General features: G+C 51.6%; 8 protein-coding genes and 1 pseudogene. All 9 read right to left on the bottom strand.

All coding sequences use genetic code 11. The annotated features are described in order from the left end of the window. Window positions 1–145 precede the first annotated feature (145 nt). Window positions 146–301: a hypothetical protein gene (locus JCM11216_RS20240; RefSeq protein WP_243676450.1), complete on the bottom strand. Its 156-nt coding sequence runs from the start codon at window positions 299–301 to the stop codon at window positions 146–148. Between the two features lie 65 nt (window positions 302–366). After that, entirely contained in the window at window positions 367–522 is a 156-nt protein-coding gene (locus tag JCM11216_RS20235; protein ID WP_243676449.1) for a hypothetical protein, read from the bottom strand. A 14-nt stretch (window positions 523–536) separates the two neighbouring features. Continuing rightward, a complete protein-coding gene (locus tag JCM11216_RS13885; protein ID WP_243676448.1) occupies window positions 537–1,760 on the bottom strand; it encodes a hypothetical protein in 1,224 nt (407 codons plus the stop codon). Window positions 1,761–1,764: 4 nt separating this feature from the next. Further along, the gene (locus tag JCM11216_RS13880) at window positions 1,765–2,298 is read right to left on the bottom strand and encodes a hypothetical protein (RefSeq protein WP_054854580.1); all 534 of its coding nucleotides are present in this window, start codon (window positions 2,296–2,298) and stop codon (window positions 1,765–1,767) included. Further along, on the bottom strand, window positions 2,285–2,545 hold the full coding sequence (locus JCM11216_RS13875) for a hypothetical protein (protein WP_054854579.1): 261 nt from the start codon (window positions 2,543–2,545) through the stop codon (window positions 2,285–2,287). Before JCM11216_RS13875 ends, JCM11216_RS13880 begins: the two co-directional genes overlap by 14 nt. Before the next feature lie 341 nt (window positions 2,546–2,886). Continuing rightward, the gene (locus JCM11216_RS13870) at window positions 2,887–3,258 is read right to left on the bottom strand and encodes a hypothetical protein (protein ID WP_054854578.1); all 372 of its coding nucleotides are present in this window, start codon (window positions 3,256–3,258) and stop codon (window positions 2,887–2,889) included. Beyond that, window positions 3,240–3,473 (bottom strand): hypothetical protein, encoded by a 234-nt coding sequence (locus JCM11216_RS20230; RefSeq protein ID WP_243676447.1) that lies wholly within the window; start codon window positions 3,471–3,473, stop codon window positions 3,240–3,242. Before JCM11216_RS20230 ends, JCM11216_RS13870 begins: the two co-directional genes overlap by 19 nt. An 8-nt stretch (window positions 3,474–3,481) precedes the next feature. Further along, window positions 3,482–4,495, bottom strand: coding sequence for a type IV secretion system DNA-binding domain-containing protein (locus JCM11216_RS13865; protein ID WP_243676446.1), 1,014 nt, complete (start codon window positions 4,493–4,495; stop codon window positions 3,482–3,484). 72 nt (window positions 4,496–4,567) lie between these two features. After that, window positions 4,568–4,853 (bottom strand): annotated as a pseudogene (locus JCM11216_RS13860) (hypothetical protein); the annotation flags it as partial.

The raw sequence follows: 4,853 nt of genomic DNA, 5'->3' as shown, positions 1-4,853 counted from the left end.
CCCCCAACCAGCCTCAGCCAATGACTGGGCGGGGGGGGTGGTCCGCCCGGGCTCAGTCCAAGGATAGTTCTTCAGGGTTCCGCGTCTCGTATCCACATCAGGACCGGGCATCACCCACCCCCAACCCAGCCCCACCCAAGGCTGGTCAGGGGGGGCAGTCAACCCGGGCCTTGGCATCGAAGGCAATACCTTTATTAAGCCCCTTTAGCCAACCGGGTTCTAGGGGGGGCCGGGGGGGTGGGTCGGCCAAGGGAACAGTTGCGAAGCCGCTCTTCAGGGTTCTGTTGCTTGCCCCCTTCATCAAGCTCCCCCGGGCTTCATCCCCCACCAAGCCAACCCCCACCCGGTTGGCTTTGGGGGGGAGGGTCAGCCCGGGTTTGGCTTCTTGGCGTTAATGCATTGGATTCCGTAGTTCATCAAATCACTGCAGTAACGCTTGAAGCGTTTATCAAACAATATGACTTCAATGTCGTTTTCGCTCGGCAGTAACCTACCTATTGCCTGGACGCTCTTAATAACCACTAGGTCAACTGCCTTTAGTCCCCTACCTCCAGGCGCCTCATGACGTTGCTTGGCAGTAAGGGCAGTGTTAGTAGGATGACTCGTTTGTAGCAATTCAACCTAACGCCCTCGGCGTACTTACCGAAGAACCTAAGCACTAGGTTCCTCCTACAAACATCATCCCTCCTCAACTCATCCTCGTAGACCGCGTTTTCGAGGAAAACCTCCTTACTCGATGTAGTGAATACCACAGTCGGCAAACCATCACTGAGCAACTCATTGATTCGCCTAGTGACCTCACCCCCCCTAAGCCTCTCCAGATTCTCAGCAGTCATCACCAAGTCACCAACCACAGCCCTAATCACTCGATTAGGCTCAACCTTGACGACAAGCATTGAGCTCAGTATTGATGGTGGCAGTGTTGCTGACATCAGCAACACCCTCTTGTCGCTTGGTAGTTCCAATCCCTCGAACTTGACGCCGATCAACGAGTCGCTGTCTAGGTCAAAGTAAGCTATTGAGGACTCGATGATTGCCACCAAGTCATCGAGGCTGATTAGCTCGTTAGTCTCGCCATCCATGGCTATTGTTAGGAGTAGCTCACTCAAGACGCCTTTAACTAGCTCGGCGTTTTTGGCATCAACACCCTCAACACCAAGCCTATTGAACAAGACCTCAATACTCCTCCTCGGTATTGAGACTATCCTTGGTATTACGGCATTATGAGCCTCGTCAATGATGACGCCATTGAATTTCCTAGCGAACTTACCGAGCCTTGAGTAATTCATCAAAACGACTAGGTCCTCATGCTCACTAATCAATTCCTTGATTAAAGCCTCCTGAAGGCTGTATGGGCACAGTTGGCTTTGTTCTGCGGTTTCCCTAACATCGCCGTAATCAACGGCGTTGATTAATGCCTTAACCAGTGGCTTGGGCACTGGCTTGTTGAATTGGCAGAATCCGCATGGCTTACGAATAATGAAGTCGCTGTGCCTAAAGCCCCTAAGGCAAAGCCTCTCCCTACCAGTGCTTAGGAAGTACCTAACACCAAACTCCCTCAAAGCCCTTGATGCTTGTGTTAGGGCATTGATTAGGCTCGAGGTCCAAACCCACTTGCCGCCAAGGCTCTTAATTACGAATGAGGCAACAAAGCTCTTACCCCAACCAGTGGGTGCCTGCAAACCAGCGACACCACGCTCACTGAGTAAAGCCAACAACCTATTGGCAACCTCCAATTGATCACCTCTCAGCACAGCCATACAATCACCTCCTCAGGAGCACCGCAACGATGATTATGATTAGTGGTATCAGCCAAGGAGCCAATTCGAAAGCCAATGCAATAACCACGGCTATGCCGACTGCAATGCCTAGGAGCGTTAGCACAGCCCTCCTGGCGCTGTTCCTCCTCCTCTTGGTCTCAGCCTCGTTTATTTTGTCAATTATGAACCACCTAAGCCTATTCTCAACACCCTCGACCTCACGCCTAACAATGTCAACAATGCTTTGTTGATTGGATTGACTACTGATTAACCGCCTAAGCTCGCTTATTTCCCTACCAAGCTCATCAATCCTCCTAACCACATCGCCTATGTCACCCCTCGACTCGACCTCACTCAGTAGTTGCTTCTTTAACTCCTCAACCTCCCCAACGAGGAGTTTAATTACCTCTTTCTTAACCCTCTCCAAGTCCCTCGCCTTCACGGAGTCAAGGTAATCAAGCAATTCATCCCTAAACTCAGTGAGCCTCTTATCAACGTAATCCTTGATTTGGGCGAGCACGTCATCACTGCTTGCCATCACCACCCACCCTCCTAACGATGTATACGCCCTTACGGTGATAAACAACTTCGTAACCGTTTCTAGCCAATTCGGCCATCAAATGCCCAGTGACTATGGCGATCAAGGCACCGTAAGCCTCATCCTCACCCAAGTGCCTAGCCAAGTACCTCCTGAGGGTAGCCGTAGTGAACTTGTAAAGGCCATCACCACCCCTAACATTCAACTTAAGCCTAGGCAGTTCCTCGGCAATGAAACGCCTAAGCAACGGCAAAGCCCTACCTAGGTACTTAGCCCCATAGCCACTATGCGCAGGACCGCGCCAAGACTGCGGAGAGCCCAGCCACCTGGATCACCCCCCCCAACCACCCGCCCCCCCAGCGAACCCAGGGTGGTTTGGTCAGGGGGGGCTCATCACTCCCCACTAGAAATAATACAATATTGAATTAATAAGGGGGGGTGGGGGGGTTAACAATGGGTTAAGCCAGCCTTACTTTGCATGGCACTGGCCCTCTGTACCTATCCGCCATTTTCTCATCCGCGTTGTAGCCTGACTCCATTAGTAGCTTGTGTACTGTGTATGCGGTCCTCCTCGTGCCCATGTGCAGTTTACCCCCTGAGGGCTATTTCCTTAACCACGTGAAGGTAAGCAATGTTCCTAACCACATCAACATCGTTAAACGCCCTGAAGGGCATTGCCCTCGGGTCTGCATCCACAACCCTAAGGCTGAGCCTTGGGATACCTAGCCTACCTAGGAAGTACATCACCGAGTCCATGTACATTGACGGGTACGCAGTATGCAACTTAAAGCCTTGCTTGACGGCCTTGATCAGCGCGTCGACGCCGGCTTTGGCATGCTCAATGCCCTTAACCTCAACACTGCAGTCACTTATCTCGGCTGTGACCACGCCAATGATTGCGTAGCCACCGAGTATTAACTCCCTAGGCTCTATGTAGAAGGTTAGGGCTTCCCAATGCATTCCCAAACACCCTCGAGGAGTTGGTCGTACTTGGGCCTCTTGAAGCCACCCTCCCTAATGACCTCGAGCTTCACCCCCCCGAACTCCTCGGCGCACTTCCTAAGCGTGGTCGTGCTTGTTCTTGGCTTAACCTCCGGGTCAACCTCAATGGTTATTAGGTTGTATGGTTCCCTGTGCTCACTCCTCAATTGCCTATTTGTTACGTGTAGGTGCATTATGGCCGTTAGAGGCCTCTCCCAGTGGGGGGGTGGTGGTATTGCTGTCCAGGTCTTCTCCGCGTTGTAGTAGGCGTCCCTACGTAGTGTGCCTTGAAGCCTGGTTCCCTGAATACCACGTTCTCTGGGCTGAAGTAAAGCACTGGGAACTCAACAAACAACTTATTCATCGAAATGAATTCACGCGGTATATCGAATGGGCTTTGCGTTATTAGGGCGAAGTACCTGTTGTAGTTCCTACCGATTCTAACGCTCGTTGTTAGTGTTGACTCACCAAGCCTGAAGTACAAATGAGCCTCATCAATCACTAGGATCAAGTTCCTGGCCTGCATTGAATTGAGCACTGCCAATAGCGAGAGCACGTAGAACCAACGCTGTATCGGCGACAACCAACTAAGGTCAATACCCACTGACTTGCCGACTAACTCGCCGTTGATTAAGCGATTAATGATTGGGTGGGTCTTGCTGAAGACCCAGTGGTTTAGGTAGGTGAGCCTACGTATGAGGCCCCTAGCACTGTTAACCTCATCCTCCCTCGCAAAGGCGCCGCTATTAACCTGATCCTCCAGGTACTTGATTAATTCACCAATAGAAACCCCATCAACAGCCTTACCAATGGCTTGACTAGAGTTTGCCTGCTGCGCAGGCTTGCTGTCTCGCTCATTAATTGATTCACCACCCAACTCATTGAGTGACTTCATGAACATGAACTCCATAGCCGGAGTCATCACGTAAGGAAGCCTGGGGGGGAACCTCATCGTCAGCACCTCCTCAATGACGTCAAGAGCCTCCACATCACTCAAGAAATCCAGCGGATTAAACGGGTACGGAGCGTGGTAGTCAGTGAAACCCTCGTAAGTGCCTGCGACATCAAACACAACAACCGTGTAACCACACGGCACGTTGGCTAGTGCATTCTTAATGAGTGTAGTCTTCCCAGTGCCTATTGAGCCGAAGATCAATGCATGGGTCTCATCAAGAACCATGAAGTGGAAGAGGTGCCCAGCAGGATCATTAATCAAATCCCTAAGGCTAGGCTTGCATGGGTCTTGAGGCGTTAAGCCATTTGATTGGCTTGTTGGTTAATCCGTGGATCAACCTTGTTTTGCCTCCCCCCCACCCAAGGCATCACTGCTACCGCCCAAACGCCTTATAAGGGTTAGTGCCTTGGCTGTGGCCCTAATGGTTAGGTCGCTTGGGTTGTAGACTGCGTAGCCCATGAATAGGGCTTTAAGCACAGCCTCATGACCAACCAATTCACTCAATGCCTTGAGTGTGGCTACACCGCCCAGGTCCTTGGTGAGGACCTCAATGGCGTTGATGGCGTCATTGCCTAACCTAGCCTCTGTCGGCTCGGCAATGCTGAATTGCCTAACCGGT

It is taken from the genome of Vulcanisaeta distributa JCM 11216 (assembly GCF_001315985.1).
Taxonomy (GTDB): domain Archaea; phylum Thermoproteota; class Thermoprotei; order Thermoproteales; family Thermocladiaceae; genus Vulcanisaeta; species Vulcanisaeta distributa_E.
This window is presented reverse-complemented; position numbering and strand designations above follow the sequence as displayed.

Coding starts and splice junctions, on each gene's coding strand:
- JCM11216_RS13880 (WP_054854580.1), bottom strand. CDS start 2,298: ATGGCAAGCAGTGATGACGTGCTCGCCCAAATCAAGGATTACGTTGAT.
- JCM11216_RS20230 (WP_243676447.1), bottom strand. CDS start 3,473: ATGCACCTACACGTAACAAATAGGCAATTGAGGAGTGAGCACAGGGAA.
- JCM11216_RS13870 (WP_054854578.1), bottom strand. CDS start 3,258: ATGCATTGGGAAGCCCTAACCTTCTACATAGAGCCTAGGGAGTTAATA.
- JCM11216_RS20240 (WP_243676450.1), bottom strand. CDS start 301: ATGAAGGGGGCAAGCAACAGAACCCTGAAGAGCGGCTTCGCAACTGTT.
- JCM11216_RS13885 (WP_243676448.1), bottom strand. CDS start 1,760: ATGGCTGTGCTGAGAGGTGATCAATTGGAGGTTGCCAATAGGTTGTTG.